Genomic DNA, 16908 nt, shown 5'->3' on the forward strand with positions numbered 1-16908 from the left:
CGCTAGCCGAGGCTGCTCCGACGGCGGCGCACCACCGCCACGGCCGCGGTGATCGCTGCACCGAGGGCGATCAGCGCACCGGCGACGAGGCCCCAGCGCACCGGGTCCACGTCGGAACCCGTCCAGGCCAGACCGTCCCAGTTGCCGGGCTCCGCCGGCGCGCGTCCGGCGTCGGCAGCCGGTCGGGCGAGGACGCGGAAGGGGGCGCTCACCGTGACGTCGGACGTCGCGCCGATGGCCTCCACCCGGTGGGTGCCCGGTCGCGCTGCGGACGGCACCGTGAAGGTCCCGCTGAGCACACCGTCGGCGTTCGCGGTCGCGGTCCCCAGGCCGATCGGGGCGCTGTGCAGGGTCAGGGCGACCCGCTCGTTCGGCGCGAACCCGCTGCCCGAGTAGCCGACCACGGTGCCCTCGGTGCCGGCGTCGGCGAGGAGCCGGAACGCCGGTGCCCACGACCCGTGGCCGCCGCCGTTCCCGCCGCCGTTCCCGCCGCCGTTCCCGCCGCCGTTCCCGCCGCCGTTCCCGCCGCCGTTCCCGCCGCCGTTCCCGCCGCCGTTCCCGCTGCCGTTGCCGTTGCCGTTGCCGTTGCCGGGGACGACCACCTGGAACGTCGCACTGGCCGGGGTCTCCGACCGGTCACCGAGGGCCGACACCGTGTGGGTGCCCGTCGTCGTCGGCGCGGTCACGTCGAAGGCGAGGGCCCCCGCCGCGTCCGCCGTCACCGTCAACGGCACGGCAGTGCCGTCCACGCTGACCGCGACCTGCTCGCCGGGCTCGAACCCGGTCCCGGAGACGTGCACCGAGCCTCCCGGCCGGACGCCCGCACCCGCTGAGGTGTTGAGCGCCGTGTGCCAGACCGGTGCCGCGGCGATCGTGACCGGCGTCCGCACAGCCGCGCTGCCGGTCCCGTCATCCACGGTGACCACCGCGGTACGGGCACCGGCGTCGACGTAGGTGTGCTTCCCGGTGACGGTCGCGGTGCCGTCGGTGACCGTCACCGTCGCGTCCTCGAGCGGCGTGCCGTCGCCCCAGTTCACGGTCGCGGTGGTCCCGGTGCCGACGTGGCCACCGGTGGCGGTCGCGAGGGTGCCCGCGACCTCCTTCCCGGCGGTGCCGGTCAGGGTCGCACCGGCGGTCGCCGCGAGCGGCGCCGTGGCGACACGGGTGCCGTTCGTCGCGATCGCGAACACGTGGATGCGTCCGGCGCCGGACGGCGTCCCCTCTTGCTTCGGGAGGGTGAGCGACACCGCCTGCTTGCCGGCCGGGACCGCGAAGACCGCCGTCGCGAAGACGCCCGCCTTCAGGGTGTCCCTGCCGTTGACGCCGATCGTGCGGTGGTCGCTCGTCGCGACGAGCGTGTTCCCGAACTTCGGTGCGCCGACCGAACCTGCCCAGTCGCCGAAGGCGATCGGGAAGGCGTCGGTGGACCCGTCAGCGTAGGTGATCGTGCCGACGGTCTGCTGATCGTGCTCGTTGGCGGTGCCGATCACGGAGAGCTCCGTGATGCCGTTCCCGGTCGGGACCGGGATGGTCTGCCCATCGCCGGTCGCGTTGTCCGGCTCACCGGGTGCGACGGCCGGCAGGTCGAACGTCAGGTCGGTGCCCGTCACGGCGTTGGCCTGGCCCTGCACGAACCCGTCCGCGGCGAGCGACGACCGCGAGAACCCGCGGCCCCCGAAGTCGCAGTTCGCGGCCTGGCCCGGGTCACCGAGGCAGACGTTGTCGAATGCGCCCTGGAGGCTCGGTGCGGTCCGCGCGACCGTCACCGGGACGTCGGTGCTCGCCTGCTCCGTGCCGGACTGCACGACGACGTGCACCGTGTGCGCGCCGACCGTGTCGAACACGTGCTCACCCGGGACCTCCCAGGCGCCGAGCGCCGACTTCGTCGGCGTCACCGTCTGCGGGCCCTTGCCGTCCTGCCAGTCGACGGTCACCGTGTAGTCGGACGCCTTCGTGCCCGGACCGGTGATCGCGGCGAGGTCCGCGGAGAAGGTCTGACCGACCTCCGCCGTGAGCCCCGGGGTGGGGTTGACCGCGAAGGCACCGGTGGTCGCCGAGCTGTCCGCGAGCAGTTCGAACTCGCCGATGCTCGGGGCCTTGCCGGTGTCCGTGCCGGTGACCGACAGGCGGTACCAGCTGAGGGCTGCGGGGTGGGCGACCGTGAACGGCCGGGTCTGCAGCGGTGCCGAGAAGCCCGCCTTCGCGACCGTCGACAGCGGCACCCACGTGGTGCCGTCGCTGGAGCCCTCGAGCTTCCACGACGTGGGCTGGGTGCCCTTCGCCGCGGTGGTCAGCGTGTACTGGTCGACGGTGACGGGGCCCTGCGCCGACTTCCAGGTGATCGCCGGAGTGGCGGTCTGGAAGGTCGTCGCGGTCATGGACTCGTCGTCGGTCAGTGCGCCGAGTGCGGTGTCGTCGTCACTCGTCGTGGCGCCGAACCCGGGGGTCGTGGCGTCGACGAGCGGCTTCGGTGCCACGGCCGGGGTGTCCAGGCCCTCGGCGCCCTGCGTCTTGCCGGCGCCCCAGTTCGACGCGGTCGACCCCATGGCGAAGTCGAGCGTGCCGCCCTTCGCGACGTCGGCCTGCGAGATGACCGCTCGGTCGAGGGCCTTCCCGTTGAACGAGGCCGACTGCACGTACACGTTCTGCGCGCTGTTGCCCGTCGCGTTCACGTGCAGGTCGCCGCCGTCCAGGTGCACGGTGGCCTTCGAGAAGAGCGGGGAGCCGATCGTGTACTGCCCGGAGCCCTGTGCCAACGGGTAGAGGCCGAGGGCGGAGAACACGAACCACGACGACATCTCGCCGTTGTCCTCGTCACCGGTGTAGCCCTGCCCGATGTCGCTGCCGACGAACAGGCGTCGCATGCTCTCCCGGACGACCTGCTGCGTGAGCGACGGGTCGCCGGCGGCGGCGGCGATGTACGGGATGTGGTGCGAGACCTGGTTGCTCATGCCGAGCTGGCCCATGCGGACCGAGCGTGCCTCGAGCATCTCGTGGATCTGGCCGCCGTAGGAGCCCACGTTCTCGGCGGTCTCCGGGGTGGCGTAGAACTCCTTGAGCTTCGCGATGAGCTGGTCGTCGCCGCCGTAGAGCCCGGCGAGGCCCTGCACGTCGAACGGGGCGTGGAACGCGAAGTTCCAGCCGTCGGTCTCGGTGAAGGCACCGCCCCACTCGGCGGGGTCGAACTCGTCGGCTGCGACCTGGAACGAACCGTCGGCGTCGCGGCCCTGGAAGAACCCGGCGTCCTGGTCGAACAGGTTGACGTAGTCCTTCGCCCGGTCGTTCAGGTAGGCGGCATCGGTCGTCAGCTCGTCGACGCGGTCGGCCGGGGTGGCCGGGTCCTTCGCCAGTGCCTCGGCCATCTCGGCCAGGCCGTGGTCGTTGATGGTGCCCTCGAGACCCCAGGAGACGCTCTCACCGAGCGAGTCCGGGACGTAGCCGAGGAAGGCGGACTGGTCGAGCGCCTTCCGGCCGGCGCCCGAGACGTCGGTGGAGACGGTCGTGGCGTTCTGGAAGCCGGCGTCGAAGGCCTCGAGCGCGGTCTTCGTGTCCACGGCACCGTCGAGGTACGCGGTCGCGAAGGCCACGTCGGAGCTGGTGCCCGTCATGAGGTCTGCGTAGCCGGGCGACGACCAGCGCGGCGTCCATCCACCGTCGCGGTACTGCTGCACGAACCCGTCGACGAGCTCCTGCGCGACGTGCGGGTACAGCATCGAGTACAGCGGCCACACCGTGCGGTAGGTGTCCCAGAACCCGTTGTTGACGTACACCTTGCCGGCCTTCACGACGGCGTTCGTCGTGGTGGCGGTCGCCGAGCCCTTCGGGGCGATGTTCGGGCTGGCGTGTTCCCAGACGGGGGCACCGGCAGTGCCGGTGTTCTCGTGCTGCGAGTTCGGGTAGAGGTTCATCCGGTAGAGCGAGCCGTAGAGCGCCTGCAGCTGCGAGTCGCTCGCCGCGGACTGCGGCACGGTGACGACACCGAGTCGGTCGTTCCACGCAGACGCAGCGGCCTGCTGGACCTGGCCGAACGACTTGCCGGTCAGCTCGAGGTCGGCGTTGTGCCGGGCCTGGGCGAGCGAGATGAACGAGGTGGTGAGCCGGAGTTCGACGACGTGGTCGCCGGTCAGGCCGGAGAACGACGCGTACCGGGCGCTCGAACGGTTGCCCGCTGCCGTGCCGGTGCTGGACGGGTCGTGGTCGAACGTGCCGGCGAAGAACATCCGGGTGGCGCCGACGGACAGGCCGGAGCCGCCCTGGGTCCAGCCACTGACCGTCCCGTCCGGGTTCATCGTGATCGAGGTCTGCTCGTCCGAGCCGACGTTGTCGATCACGACGCTGCCGCTCGACGCCGGGAAGGCGAAGCGGAGGACGGCGCCGTGGTCGGACGGCGTGACCTCGGCCACCACACCGGACTTCGTCTTCACGGAGTACAGGTCCGGGCGGGCGACCTCGTCGTTGTGGTCGAACGCGAGCGCACGGGCACCGAGCGAGGCGTCCGGGTTCGTGCCCGAGGTCGACGGCATGATCGCGAGCTGGTTGCGGTCACCCATCCACGGGCTCGGCTCGTGCGAGATGCCGATGCCCTGCAGACGCGGCAGGTTGCCCGAGTCGTTGTCGGACTGCCACGAGTACTCCCACGACTGGCTCGACGCGTCGGTCATCGGGGTCCAGAAGTTGAACCCGTTCGGGACGGCCGCCGCCGGGATGTTGTTGCCGCGTGAGAAACCGCCGGACGAGTTCGTGCCGCGGCGGGTGTCGACGTAGTTCGTCAGGCTCGCACCGTCGATGCGCTCGGCCTGCGGGTCGATCCGGATGTCGTCGACCCACCCCTGGAACTTCGTCGCGGCGCTGGTGCCCGCGGCGTCGTCGTCGTAGGTGAAGAGGACCTTCTTCACGGTCTTGCCGGCGAGGGCGCCGAGCGGGACCCGGATCGAGTTCCACTGGTCGACGAAGAAGACCTTGCCGTGGCCGAGCGCCTTCGCCGAGACGCGGTTGCCGTTCTCGTCCACGACCTGCGGGGAAGCGGAGACGAGCGAGCCGTCGGAGAGCTGCAGGTCGACCGCGGCGTAGGTCGCCGGGTAGGTCGTGTCGCCGCCGAGCTCCGGGAAGAGCTTGTAGCTGAGCTCGCTGTCCGTCGTGATCGGCAACGAGACGTCGTCGTAGAGGACGTTCGTCGCGCTCGCCTCGCCGGTACCGACGTGGGCACCCGAGTAGCGGAGCGCCTTGGTGCCGCTGAAGCCCACGGTGGAGCGGATGTTCAGCCCGGAGACGGGGCCGTTCCCGACCTGCGTGACCATCGGGCTGGGCGGCGCCGGGGTGGTGGACCCGTCGGAGATGCTCCAGTCGGCGAGCTGCGTGATGCCCTCGCCGCTGTTCTCGGTGATGCGCAGGCGGTACTGGCCGTACGAGCCGGGCGTCGCCGCGGTGTAGTCGTTCGTCTTCCCGCGGCCGCTGAAGGACTGCGCCGACTGCGTGTCGACCGTCGTCCACGTGCTGCCGTCGGTCGAGCCCTCGAGGGTCCACGCCTTCGGGTCGCGACCGGGTGCGTCGTTGGCGCTCGTGAGCGAGTACTTCCGGAGCGTCTCGGCCTGGTCAAGCCGGTAGGTGATGACACCGGTGTTCTTGAACGAGAGCCACTTCGACCCGGGGTTCCCGTCGGCCAGACTCGCGGCGACCTCGTTCGGCGGGTTCTCCGCGTCGGCCGTCACCGCCGTGACGTGGCCGAGGAGGCTGCCGACGGGCAGCGTCGACCCGGTGACCGTCGTCGACGGGGTGAGCGGGGTGTTCGCGAGGGGCTGCGTCTCACCGCCCTCGAACGAGGTGGTGAAGGGGCCGGACGCCGCGTGCGCCGGGACCGCTCCGAGGAGTGCGCCGGACGAGGCGATCGCCGCGCCGAGGACGATCGCGGTGACGCGGGTCCCGAGCCCGCCGATTGTTCCGCGGATCTGCTGCATGGTCCGGCCGCGCCGGGAACCGTATGACGACATCGTCACCTTTCGGGGTTGGGGAGAGGTGACGCCGCGTCGACCATGACAGCGTTGTCACACTGGGCGTTTCTATCCGTTCGGTGTGAGTCGTGTCAAGGACCACTCATGAAAGCGGACAACCGTACGATGACCGGGTGAGCACCGAGCGACCGACGCTGCGCGCCGTGGCCGAGCGGTCCGGCGTCAGCATGAAGACGGTCTCGCGGGTGGTGAACGGCGAGCGCTACGTCGCCGCGGACACCGCCGAGCGGGTGCTCGCGGCCGCCGCCGAACTGGGCTTCCGCCCGAACACCCTGGCGCGCGAGCTGCGTGCGGGTGGACGCTCGGCGACGGTCGGACTCGTCACCGGCGACGTGGCGAACCCGTTCTACTCGAGGATCGCCCGCGGAGCCGAGCACGCACTCCGGGCGCCCGGACTCAGCCTGCTGTCCGCGTCGACCGACGAGGACGCCGACCGGGAACGGACACTGGTGGCACAACTCGTCGAACGGCGGGTCGGGGGTCTGCTCGTGGTCTCCGCCGACGACGACCACTCCCTGCTCGCGCGCGAACGGGCGCTCGGGACGCCGGTCGTGTTCCTCGACCGGTCCCCCACGGACGTCGACGTCGACTCGGTGGTCCTCGACAACGCCGGCGGCGTGCGATCCGCCGTCGAACACCTGCTCGAACGCGGCCACCGGCGGATCGGTCTCATCGGTGACCTCAGCCGACTCTCGACCCATCGCGCGCGGGTCGAGGCGTTCGGTGAGGCGATGCGCGACGCCGGGGTCGACGACTGGGAACGCTGGGTCCGCAGCGACTCCCACGACCTCGACGAGGCGTCCCGGTCCGCGGTGAGCCTCGTCGAGAGCCCTGAACCCCCGACCGCCGTCGTGACGACGAACAACCGCATCACGACCGGAGCCCTGCGGGCGTACGCCGACCGCCCGGACCGGCCGGCCCTGGTCGGGTTCGACGACTTCGAGCTCGCCGACGTGCTCGGCATCAGTGTCATCGCGCACGAACCGGAGGCGATGGGTCGTGTCGGGGCCGGAGAGCTCCTCGCCCGCATCGCCGGGGACGACGGTCCCCCACGGCACCACGTCCTCCCGGTCCGGCTCGTCGTCCGGGCGTCGAGCAGCACGCCGCGCTGACCGCACCCCGTGCGAGCACCGGCGCGGCAGTACGCCACGCCTGCCCGGGCAACCCGAAGGGTGTCCCAGCCGTACCTGTCACCTGTCGCACAACCGGAGCAGGATCGACGGTGGGCCGCACCCGGCCCGCAACCCACCCCACGAGGAGACCCTTGCGCACCGTCAACGCGTACGCGGCACCGTCCGCGACCGAACCGCTCGTCAAGACCACCATCGAGCGCCGCGACCTCCTGCCCGGCGACGTCATGATCGACATCGCCTACGCCGGCATCTGCCACTCCGACATCCACACCGTCCGCGGCGAGTGGGGCCCCATCCAGTACCCGCAGGTCGTCGGCCACGAGATCGTCGGTCACGTCACCGAGGTCGGTTCGGACGTCACGAAGTACGCCGTCGGCGACCTGGTCGGCGTCGGCTGCATGGTCAACTCCTGCGGCGAGTGCGAGCAGTGCCTCGTCGGCCAGGAGCAGTACTGCTTGAAGGGCAACACCGGGACCTACGCATCCGTCGACCGCGCCGACGGCACGATCACCCAGGGCGGCTACTCCCAGGCCGTCGTCGTCGACCAGGACTTCGTCCTCCGCATCCCGGAGTCGCTCGACATCGAGAAGGTCGCCCCGCTGCTCTGCGCCGGCATCACGCTGTACTCGCCGCTGCACCACTGGAACGCCGGCCCCGGCATGCAGGTCGCGATCGTCGGCCTCGGCGGCCTCGGTCACATGGGCGTCAAGATCGCCGCGGCGCTCGGCGCCGAGGTCACCGTCCTGTCGCAGACCACCTCGAAGCAGGCGGACTCGCTGAAGTTCGGTGCGAAGGCCCACTACGCGACGAAGGACCCGGAGACGTTCGAGAAGCTCAAGGGGTCGTTCGACCTCATCATCAACACCGTCTCGGCGACGATCGACATGGGCGCGCACCTCAGCCTGCTCAAGGTCGACGGCACGATGGTGAACGTGGGCGCCCCGTCCGAGCCGCTCCAGGTCCCCGCGTTCGCGCTCCTGCCGGGCCGCCGCAGCTGGGCGGGCTCGTCCATCGGTGGCATCCGCGAGACCCAGGAGATGCTCGACTTCTGTGCCGAGCACGGCATCCTGCCGGAGACCGAGCTCATCAGCGCCGACCAGGTCAACGAGGCCTACGAGCGCGTCCTCTCCTCGGACGTCCGCTACCGCTTCGTCATCGACGCCGCGACGCTCGCGTAACGACCCGCGCCGTCGTCGTCCCGCACGTCGACGGCCGGTCCGCACCGGAACGGGAGGCCCGTCACCAGCTGGTGACGGGCCTCCCGTTCCGTCGTCCACCCGGCTTCACCTCGCCGTCCGCCGATCCGGCCGCGAACCTGACCGCGACCTCGACATCCGCGTGCCATGGTCCGCGGAGCGCCGTCCCGCGACCACACCGCGCCGGACGGCTCGCGTCCGACCGCCGACCGGAGGATGGTGGGGCCATGACCAATCCGGAGACCTCGGCGCCCACCGGTGCCATCGTCGCCGTGTCGGGCAACGACACCGGTGGCGCCATCCAGGACCTCGCCGGCATGTACGCCGGCCGGTCCTGGTACTCATCTCCCGTCGACCGCGACTACTGGTACAAGTACGTCGGCGTCGGTGACGACCGGATGAGCATCCGCCGGTCCCAGATGCACGGGTACCTGCGCGGCGACGTCGCCGTCGAGGGTGAGGTCGTCGTCCAGTGGATCGACGCCGGCCGGGCGCGCGTGGACGTCGGCCGCGACGAGGTCAGGATGGAGCCCGGCGTCCCCGCGTTGTTCCCGATCGAACGCCGGTTCGAGATGGAGTACGAGGACTGGGACCAGCGACTGGTCCACCTCGACCGCGACCTGGTGCTCGACGTGGCCGCCGAGCGGTACCTGGTCGACGGCACGCTCGACTTCGACCGCTCCACCCCACCCACCGGTGCCGCCGTCGAGGCTTGGCGCCGCTCGGTCGCCGGCGCCGTCCGGGCACTCCGCACCGAGGGCTCCTCGTCGCTGGCATGGCACGAGGCGCAGCGCGAGGTCGTCCGGTCCCTGTTCGGCCTGTACCAGTTCCACGGCGAAGCCCAACCGGACGGCTACGGCGAGCGCCGCAACGCCCGGCTCCGGGCTGCGGTGGAGTTCCTGCACGAGCACGCCGGGGAACCGCTGAGCGTGTCGGACATCGCCCGTGCCGCCGACCTCAGTGTCCGTGCCCTGCAGGAGTCGTTCCAGCGGACGCTCGACCGCACGCCGATGAACTACCTCCGCGAGGTCCGGCTGCGCCAGGTCCACGACGACCTGGTGGCCGCCGAGCCGGGAACTGCGTCGGTGGCGGACATCGCCTCACGCTGGGGCTTCACGCACATGGGACGGTTCTCGGGCGAGTACCTGCGGCGATTCGGCGAGTACCCGCGGCAGACGCTGCGGAAGTGAGAGACCACGCGTCCGGGTCCCGGGTCGGCCCGGGTCCGGCGTTCAGCCGACCTCGTCGCCCGTCGGCAGGGCGGTGCACCAGTCGATCGCGGTCCCGGCCAGCGAAGCCTGGAGTGCACCCGACGTGGTGTCCACGACGCTGACCAGCGCGCCGTCGGCGGAACGCGTCGCCACCGCGGCGAACTGGCCGTTCGGTGAGGGACAGACCGCGGTGACGCTCGCGTCGTCGGGGATGGTCAGCGCCAGCCGGGAGGCCCGTGCCCCGTCCACCCGCACGATGCGGGCCGCCAGGGTGCCGTCGTCGCGGGTCGAGCCGACGAGCCGCAGGTACCGCCCCTCGGCGAGCGGCGCGATGCGTCCGAGGTAGGGCTGATCGGTGCTCGCCGTCGGGGTGGGCAGCGGGGTCCGGTCGCCGTCCGTGAGGTCGAGCTGCACGATCCCGGTGCCGGTCTCGACGACCGCGGTCGTGCCGGAGCCGACGAAGCCGTGCAGGTACGTCGCGGAGCCCAGCCGGACGGCTTCGTTGCGGCCGCCCATGTCGACGAGCACCAGGTCGTCGGCGCCCGTCCGGACGAGGGCGCTCTCGGTGCGCGGCACGTAGGCCCACTGGGCGACCGAGAGCGGTGTCGCCCCGACCGCCGGTCGGCCGTCCGGCCCGACCGGCTCCGGTTGGTGCGTGCCCGTCAGGTCGACGTCGTACAGGCCGACGTCCTCGGACCGACCGGAGGACGTGTCCGCGTAGACGAACCCGAACGAGGCGCCGTCGTCGGCTGCGTGCAGGGCCTTCGCCGTCCCGACCGGGCTCGGCATCGACAGCCGTTCGACGGGGACCGCGGGGTCCTGGACGCCACCGGCGAGCGGCACGATGTCGATCGCCGAGTGGCCCGACGTGTCGTTCCGGAGCACGACCAGGGACCGGGCGAGGACCGCGTACTCCGCGATCCCCGACGCGCGGTACACGGTGCGGGTGCCGGCGGCGCCGAGGTCGCGGCGGATGATCCGGTCCGGGTCGCCGTTCCCGCCGGGCAGCACGGCGAGGACGTCGGTGCTGCCGGTGCGGATCGTGGTGCGGAGCTCCGAGGCGGCCGCCTGCCCCGGGGCGCGGACGCCGCGGACCGTCAGCGTGTAGTCGCGGTCGTACCCGAGCGGGCCGGCGAACTCCACGGCGACCGTGTTGCCGCTCGAGGTGACCGAGAACGGTGCCGCGGGACTGACGCGGACCGCCGACGCCGGGACCCGCTGCACGGCCTGGTTCGCGGTGAGGATCACGCGCTGGGCGGGCCGGGTGACCAGGTCGCCGGCGTCGTACGACACCGACCGCAGCCGGGGGCCCTGCTGCGAACCGACCACGGCGGCGAGCGCGGCGACGACGGCCAGGACGACCACCACGGCCAGGAACCGACGGCGGAAGCGGTGGGTGACCGGACGTCGCGGGCGGACGGCACCCGGCTCGGCGTCAGTACTCATACGGGTCCGAGGGCTGGCCGACACGGGTGACCGTCGCGGCGCGGATGACGAGCCGGGCGTCCGAGGACGTGTCCGGGTTCGCGGCGAGGGCGCCCTCGACCCGGACCCACTGGTTCTCCGGCGGTGGTGCGCCGTCGGTCGTGACGCCGATACCGACGGGCTGGGCGTCGACCGCGCAGCAGCTGACGACGAACCGGGTCAGCGTGAACGTGCCGTCCGAGCCGGGCACGACGAAGCCGGTGAGGGTGAGTTCGCGGCCGACGAGCGCCGTCGTGTCGGTGCTCTGCCGGATGAGCGCTGCCCAGTCCTTCACGCCGTAGCCCGAGGTGTCGACCGACTCGCTGCCGAGGAGCGACACCGGCGCCCCGGCACCCGTCGCGTCGGACAGCGAGGCCGACCCCACGCTCCGCTGCTGCGCGGTCCGCGCGGAGAGGGTCGTCGGAGGCAGGACGAGCATCGCGACGACGGTGCCGATCGTGACGAGCGCCGCGACCGAGCCGAGGACGACGTGCAGGAGGCGACCACCGCCTCCCGGCCGGGGTTCCGGGTCCCCGTCGTGGGCGTGGCCGCCGTGGCGGGCGACCACGACGAGGCCGGCGACCGATGCGGGCACCGCGACGGCCGCGAGCACCAGCGTGAAGACGGCGTACCGGGGGTTGATGTAGAGGTCGAGGTGGTCGGCGAGCCCCAGCCAGAGCGTGCCGAGGGCGACGGCCAGGACGGACCCGAGGCCGAGCAGTGCCCGCCGCGTCGCGGTGCGGTCCGCGTGACTGGCGGCGGCACCGTGCTCGTGCCCGGCCGGGCTGCGGTCAGACGAGGACATTCATCACCAACCCGACGGTCGCGGCGAACAGGACGCAGACGACGGCGAGCAGCACCAGGAAGCGCGCGCGGAACGTCGTGCGGAGCAGGGCGATCATCTTCACGTCGATGATCGGCCCGATGATCAGGAAGGCGGTGATCGACCCGGGCAGGAACGTCGACGCGAAGGACAGCGCGAAGAAGGCGTCGACGTTCGAGCAGAGCGACACCGTCATCGCCAGGAGCATCATCGCGAGCACCGACAGCACCGGGTTCGACCCGACCGCGACCAGGGCGCTCCGCGGCACCGCGACCTGGATCGCCGCGGCCAGCCCGGCGCCGACGAACAGGGCCGGCATCATCGTCGCGGTCTCGCCCCCGAAGTGCGACGCGCTCTCACGCCACCGGTCGCGGACCGGCGGGGCGCCGACGGCCGCGCGGCAGCGGGCCTCGAAGGCGGGCAGGAGCAGGTCCGCCGGGCGGCGGTGCGCGGCGACGATCCACCCGACCAGGTTCGCGACGACGAACCCGCCGACGATCCGCGCGGGCAGGATCCACCCCGACCAGCCGAACGCCTGGGCGGTGCTGATGATGACGAGCGGGTTGAGGATCGGTGCGGCGACGAGGAACGTGACCGCCTCGGCCGGGGTGAACCCGCGGAGCATGAGCCCGCGGGCCAGCGGGACGTTGCCGCACTCGCAGACCGGGAACAGCATGCCGATCAGCGAGATGACCGCACGCCGGGGCATCGGCCGCGTCGGCAGGATCCGTTCGAGGACCCCGTGCGGGACCCAGACCTCGACGACGATCGACAGCACGATGCCCAGGACCACGAACGGCAGCGACTCGACCACGACGCTGATCGCGAGCGTCAGGAAGTCCTGCACCACGTCGGGCAGGCCGGCCGTCCCGACGGCCGGCGAGAGCACGCGGACGGCGAGGAGCGCCACGACGGCGGCGAGGACCAGACCGGGGCCGGTCAGGCTGCGCGGGCGCGTCGTGACGGGGCGGGCGGGGGTGCTCGTCACCCGGACAGGATAAGGGGCGTCCGCGCCACCGACCTGGAGGCTCGTCCTGCCCCCGGCGGGTCGGCGCCGGTCCGGCAGGCCGGGGCCGGTCCTGCAGGCCGGGGCCGGTCCGGCAGGCCGGGGCCGGTCCTGCAGGCCGGGGCCGGTCCGGCAGGCCGGGGCCGGTCCTCCGCTGATCAGCCCTCCCGGTCAGGGACTCCGCCGGTCAGGCCTCCCCCGGTCCGGCTTTCCCCGGTCAGACCCGGGCGACTCCGTCGACGTGTCGGTCGAGGACGTCGATGGCCCAGTCACCGGATTCGTCCGGCGCGAGCCGGGCGACGTGCATCGCGAGGCCGTCGAGCAGCGCGTGCAGTCGGCAGGCCTCGTACTCGCGGTCGGCTTCGGGCACCCCGAGTACGCCGAGGACGCGTTCGCACCACTCGCGCATCTCGACGACGACGCGGTCGAGCGTCGGCCGGAGCTCGGGGTCCGTCAGCGCCGCGTTCCCGAGGGCCAGGTACACGTCGAGCTCGATCACGCGCTCGACGTCGAGGGGCAACAGCTCGACGAGGACGGCCCGCACCCACTCGCGGGGCGGCAGGTCCGTGGGGATCGCCTCGATGCGCTCCCTGGTCCGGTCGAACACCGAGGCGATCGCGTGCTCCCGGACGCTCGCCTGGGTCGGGAACGCGTAGCGGACGGTGCTCGGGGGCAGTCCGGCCTCGGCGGCGACGTTCCGGACGGACAGGGCGCCGAGGCCGTCCCGGGCGAGGACCCGACAAGCGGCCGCGGACACGGCGCGACGGCGTTCCTCGAGGTCGATGCTGCGCGACATGCACTCATGCTCGCACGCTCGTACGACTTCGTGCTAGAACTGGGCGTCAGCAAGTCGCACAGTCGTACGACTTCGGATCGGAGGAACTCCATGGCATGGGTCGTCCTGGTGCTGTCGGGCGTGCTCGAGGCCGTCTGGGCCACCGCGCTCGGGGCGTCGAACGGGTTCAAACGGGTGGTGCCGACGATCGTCTTCGTCGCCGGCATGGGCCTGAGCATGGTCGGGCTCGCGTTCGCCATGAAGGAGATCCCGGTCGGCACCGCCTACGCGGTGTGGGTGGGGATCGGCGCTTCGCTGACGGTCGTCGTCGCGGTCCTGCGCAAGCAGGAGGCCGCGTCGCTCGCCCGCATCGGCCTGGTCCTCGGTCTGGTCGCGTGCGTCGTCGGACTCAAGGTGGTCAGCTGATGCCCTGGGTCGTGCTGTTCGTCAGCGCCGCGTTCGAGACCGTCTGGGCCACCGCACTCGGGGCCAGCGACGGCTTCACCCGCCCGGGGCCGACGCTCGTCTTCGCCGTCACCATCGTGCTGAGCCTGGGTGCGTTCGGGTACGTGGTCAAGCGCATCCCGATCAGCACCGCGTACGCCGTCTGGACCGGCACCGGAGCGGCGCTCACGGTGCTCTGGGGCATGGCGACCGGTGCGGAGCCGGTCACGTTGCTCCGCCTGCTGTTCATCGCCGGCATCGTCGGCTGCGTCGTCGGCCTCAAGCTCGTGCCCGCGCGCCCCGCACGCCCCGCACGTCCCGCCGGCCCTCGGGACGTCCGGCGCTGACCCGCGCGGCTTCCGGGACGTCCGGCGCTGACCCGCACGGCTGCGGGACGCGAAAGCGACAGATCGCCGCGAATGCTTCGCGGCGATCTGTCGCTTTCGCGGAGGCAACGAGGGCACCGGGACGGTCGTGACCGGTAGCGAGCCTCCCGTCCGCCAGGTGGTCACCGGACCGGTCAGACGGACGCGCCGGTCCACTCGTCGACAGCAGCCACGTGGTCGGCACCGGCCGTGCCGGACGCCCGTGCAGCGGCGACGCGCTCCAGGTGCGTCGGCGGGTTCGACGGCACGTGCTCGGGCCGATCGGACTCGTTGATGCGGCGGAGCTCCGGGACGATGTCCTCGGCCAGGATGTCGATCTGCTCGAGCACCGTCTTGAGCGGCAGGCCGGCGTGGTCGATGAGGAACAGCTGGCGCTGGTAGTGCCCGACGTGGTCCTTCATCGTGGCGTACCGGTCGATGACCTGCTGCGGCGACCCGACGGTGAGCGGGGTCTGGGTGGTGAATTCCTCCATCGACGGGCCATGTCCGTAGACCGGGGCGTTGTCGAAGTACGGACGGAACTCGTCGACTGCGTCCTGCGAGTTCTTCCGCGCGAAGAACTGTCCACCGAGGCCGACGATCGCCTGGTCAGCACGCCCGTGTCCGTGGTGTTCGTAGCGCTGTCGGTACAGCCCGACCATCTGCTCGGTGTGCTGGATCGGCCAGAAGATGTTGTTGTGGAAGAACCCGTCGCCGTAGTAGGCGGCCTGTTCCGCGATCTCGGGCGTGCGGATCGACCCGTGCCAGACGAAGGGGGCGACGCCGTCGAGCGGGCGCGGGGTCGAGGTGAAGCCCTGCAGCGGCGTGCGGAACTGCCCCTGCCAGTTGACGACCTCGTTCTCCCAGAGCTGGCGGATCAGTGCGTAGTTCTCGACCGCCAGGTTCAGGCCCTGCCGGATGTCCTTGCCGAACCACGGGTAGACCGGGCCGGTGTTGCCGCGGCCCATCATCAGGTCCATGCGTCCGCCCGAGATGACCTGGAGCATCGCGTACTCCTCGGCGATGCGCACCGGGTCGTTCGTGGTGACGAGGGTCGTCGACGTCGAGAGGGTGATGTCCTTCGTGACGCCGGCCAGGTAGCCGAGCATGGTCGTGGGGCTCGAGGCGACGAACGGCGGGTTGTGGTGCTCGCCGGTCGCGAAGACGTCGAGGCCGGCCTGGTCCGCGTGCTGCGCGATCGTCAGGATGTCCCGGACGCGCTGGGTGTCGTCGGGCGTGGTCCCGGTGGTGGGGTCGGTGGTGACGTCGCTGACCGTGAAGATCCCGAACTGCATGATGTGCCGCCTCGTCTGTCGCTGACTCGTCGCTGTTCTATGCGTTTGCATCGAACTGACGAGTACAACGTAGCGCAGGCGGGAGCATTCCCGCCACTGCCACCGCCCTCGGTCAGATGCGGACGGGAGGCGCGTCCGCGCTGGTCGTCGGCGGCACGTGGTGCATGCCGTCGGCCAACCACACCGCCGTGATCACCGCCAGGACGCTGGCGGACGAGGCCAGCCGACCCGCCAGCAGCATCGCGCCGTGCTCTCCGTCACCCAGGGTCCCGACCAGCAGCGCGACGACACCGACCGCCAACGCGGCGGCCACGGCGACGAGCAGCACGACCGTCACCGCGCGTCGCGGTCCCCGGCGTCCGTCGCGGTCGCCCCGCGCGCCGCGGTCCACCTGCGGCCCGACGGCCCGGACGAGCCCGAGCCAGAACAGCGCGACTGCACAGGCGCCGATGATGTCGCTCACCCGGTGCCACCCGTAGACGACGGTCTGGTTCGCGACGAACACCGCGTAGACGGCGCCGACGAGCAGCACCAGCGGCCGGAACCGCCGCGGCGTGACCATCAGCACGGCGAACAGCGCCGCGAGGGCGATCGTCGCGTGACCCGACGGGAACGAGTTCGGCGTCGTCGACTGAGCAATCTCCGGGCGCTCGGCGATACGCTTGAGCAACGTCGAGGTGGCCGCGGACGCGAGCACCACGAAGCCCGCTCCGAGCCCCACGGCGAGCCGCCTGCGTGCGAACGCGACGGCGGCGATCACGACGACCAACAGCAGGATCACCGGCACCGAGATGACGTTGAGTGCGGTGTCCGACCCGAACAGGTCGGACTCGCGGACACCGCCGAGCGCGGCGTCCTCCACCCGCTGCCCCAGCGGCGTCAACACGGCGACCGCGTAGACGGAAGGCACGATCACGAACCCCAGAGCCGCGAGCAGAGCCCACCGGAACCTCCGGGAGACGCTCGGTCCACGCCCCTCGTCGACGGACTCGGGGGCGGTGCGCTCAGGCGTCCGCATCACGGGCATCGTCCTCCTGGGAGTCATGGTGGTCGGCCTCGTCGTCCGTCTGCTGAGCGGGAAGCGATTCGGTCGCTCGGGGTCCGACACGATACCGTTGAGGCACCCGTCCGAAGCTGGGAACGCCGGCCTTCGCAGCAAGGCCACGGCCGTCCTGCAGCAGGTCTCCG

Annotated in this window: 12 protein-coding genes; 5 read left to right on the forward strand and 7 right to left on the reverse strand. The window is 71.8% G+C overall.

Annotated elements, in window-relative coordinates; genetic code table 11:
- Positions 1-2 precede the first annotated feature (2 nt).
- Positions 3-5954, reverse strand: a complete 5952-nt coding sequence (locus tag DEJ31_RS17240; protein WP_111121926.1) for a GH92 family glycosyl hydrolase — start codon at positions 5952-5954, stop codon at positions 3-5.
- Between the two features lie 167 nt (positions 5955-6121).
- Here DEJ31_RS17240 and DEJ31_RS11560 point away from each other — a divergent pair, with 167 nt between their 5' ends.
- The 3 genes from DEJ31_RS11560 (at position 6122) to DEJ31_RS11570 (ending at position 9527) form a co-directional block, all read left to right on the forward strand.
- Entirely contained in the window at positions 6122-7120 is a 999-nt protein-coding gene (locus DEJ31_RS11560) for a LacI family DNA-binding transcriptional regulator (RefSeq protein ID WP_220033203.1), read from the forward strand.
- Positions 7121-7272: 152 nt separating this feature from the next.
- Positions 7273-8319 carry an NAD(P)-dependent alcohol dehydrogenase gene (locus tag DEJ31_RS11565; RefSeq protein WP_111121927.1) on the forward strand — a complete coding sequence of 349 codons (1047 nt, stop codon included), beginning with the start codon at positions 7273-7275 and terminating at the stop codon, positions 8317-8319.
- A 245-nt stretch (positions 8320-8564) separates the two neighbouring features.
- The gene (locus tag DEJ31_RS11570) at positions 8565-9527 is read left to right on the forward strand and encodes an AraC family transcriptional regulator (protein WP_110905131.1); all 963 of its coding nucleotides are present in this window, start codon (positions 8565-8567) and stop codon (positions 9525-9527) included.
- 42 nt (positions 9528-9569) lie between these two features.
- Here the strand turns inward: DEJ31_RS11570 and DEJ31_RS11575 are convergent, their stop codons facing one another.
- From DEJ31_RS11575 to DEJ31_RS11590, 4 genes are all read right to left on the reverse strand, one after another.
- Positions 9570-10994, reverse strand: a complete 1425-nt coding sequence (locus tag DEJ31_RS11575; protein ID WP_111121928.1) for a hypothetical protein — start codon at positions 10992-10994, stop codon at positions 9570-9572.
- Positions 10984-11817 (reverse strand): TIGR03943 family putative permease subunit, encoded by an 834-nt coding sequence (locus DEJ31_RS11580; RefSeq protein WP_110905129.1) that lies wholly within the window; start codon positions 11815-11817, stop codon positions 10984-10986. Before DEJ31_RS11580 ends, DEJ31_RS11575 begins: the two co-directional genes overlap by 11 nt.
- The gene (locus DEJ31_RS11585) at positions 11804-12823 is read right to left on the reverse strand and encodes a permease (RefSeq protein ID WP_181433519.1); all 1020 of its coding nucleotides are present in this window, start codon (positions 12821-12823) and stop codon (positions 11804-11806) included. The genes DEJ31_RS11580 and DEJ31_RS11585 overlap by 14 nt, the downstream gene beginning before the upstream one ends.
- 235 nt (positions 12824-13058) lie before the next feature.
- Positions 13059-13637, reverse strand: coding sequence for a TetR/AcrR family transcriptional regulator (locus DEJ31_RS11590; RefSeq protein WP_111121929.1), 579 nt, complete (start codon positions 13635-13637; stop codon positions 13059-13061).
- A gap of 90 nt (positions 13638-13727) precedes the next feature.
- Between DEJ31_RS11590 and DEJ31_RS11595 the strand changes: the two genes are divergently transcribed.
- Together DEJ31_RS11595 and DEJ31_RS11600 are read left to right on the forward strand one after the other, a co-directional pair.
- Positions 13728-14042 carry a multidrug efflux SMR transporter gene (locus DEJ31_RS11595; protein WP_110905126.1) on the forward strand — a complete coding sequence of 105 codons (315 nt, stop codon included), beginning with the start codon at positions 13728-13730 and terminating at the stop codon, positions 14040-14042.
- A complete protein-coding gene (locus DEJ31_RS11600; RefSeq protein WP_111044582.1) occupies positions 14042-14407 on the forward strand; it encodes a multidrug efflux SMR transporter in 366 nt (121 codons plus the stop codon). The genes DEJ31_RS11595 and DEJ31_RS11600 overlap by 1 nt, the downstream gene beginning before the upstream one ends.
- Before the next feature lie 173 nt (positions 14408-14580).
- Here the strand turns inward: DEJ31_RS11600 and DEJ31_RS11605 are convergent, their stop codons facing one another.
- A complete protein-coding gene (locus tag DEJ31_RS11605; RefSeq protein WP_111121930.1) occupies positions 14581-15720 on the reverse strand; it encodes a CE1758 family FMN-dependent luciferase-like monooxygenase in 1140 nt (379 codons plus the stop codon).
- 112 nt (positions 15721-15832) lie between these two features.
- On the reverse strand, positions 15833-16738 hold the full coding sequence (locus DEJ31_RS11610; protein WP_181427400.1) for a phosphatase PAP2 family protein: 906 nt from the start codon (positions 16736-16738) through the stop codon (positions 15833-15835).
- Between the last annotated feature and the right edge of the window lie 170 nt (positions 16739-16908).

Origin of the sequence: Curtobacterium sp. MCPF17_031 (assembly GCF_003234035.1) — a bacterium.
GTDB lineage: Bacteria > Actinomycetota > Actinomycetes > Actinomycetales > Microbacteriaceae > Curtobacterium.